The sequence below is a fragment of the Streptomyces sp. 4F14 genome (assembly GCF_048159485.1).
Classification (GTDB): domain Bacteria; phylum Actinomycetota; class Actinomycetes; order Streptomycetales; family Streptomycetaceae; genus Streptomyces.
Genome location: NZ_JBLRVY010000175.1, coordinates 1 through 407, shown reverse-complemented (window position 1 = coordinate 407; position 407 = coordinate 1). Strand labels below are relative to the sequence as shown.

Here is a 407-nt window from a genome sequence, read left to right as displayed (position 1 = left end):
CCAACGACATGACCCGGTCCTCCCAGCGAAGCGCTCAGCGGTCTTCGACGAGGCGCACGAAGTCCCGCTCGTTGCGTTCGGCGCGCCGCACGTACCAGCGGGCGAGGAGGACGAGCGGGGCGTAGAGGCAGAAGCCGAGGACCAGCCACTCCAGGCCGCGGGCGTCCGGCATGGCGGCGAACAGCAGCGGCAGCGGGCCGATGAGGAGGCCGAGGACCGCGAACACGGTGAGGCCGGCGCGCAGTTGGGAGCGCATCAGGGAGCGGACGTAGGTGTGGCCGAGGGTGGTCTGCTCGTCGATCTCGGTGCGTGGGCGGTAGTAGCCGGAGACGGGGCGGGCGCGCCGGGGCGGGCCGGTGACGACGACGCGGCGTTCGGCGGGGCTCTGGGGCATCGTCATGGCCTCC

General features: G+C 73.0%; 1 protein-coding gene. It reads right to left on the bottom strand.

Features of this window, described 5'->3' with window-relative positions; genetic code table 11:
- Positions 1–34: 34 nt before the first annotated feature.
- Positions 35–400, bottom strand: coding sequence for a hypothetical protein (locus ACLZOT_RS50185; RefSeq protein ID WP_416976014.1), 366 nt, complete (start codon positions 398–400; stop codon positions 35–37).
- Positions 401–407: the final 7 nt, after the last annotated feature.

Excerpts from the sequence above, each read along its gene's own strand:
- ACLZOT_RS50185 (WP_416976014.1), bottom strand. The coding sequence starts at position 400 with ATGACGATGCCCCAGAGCCCCGCCGAACGCCGCGTCGTCGTCACCGGC.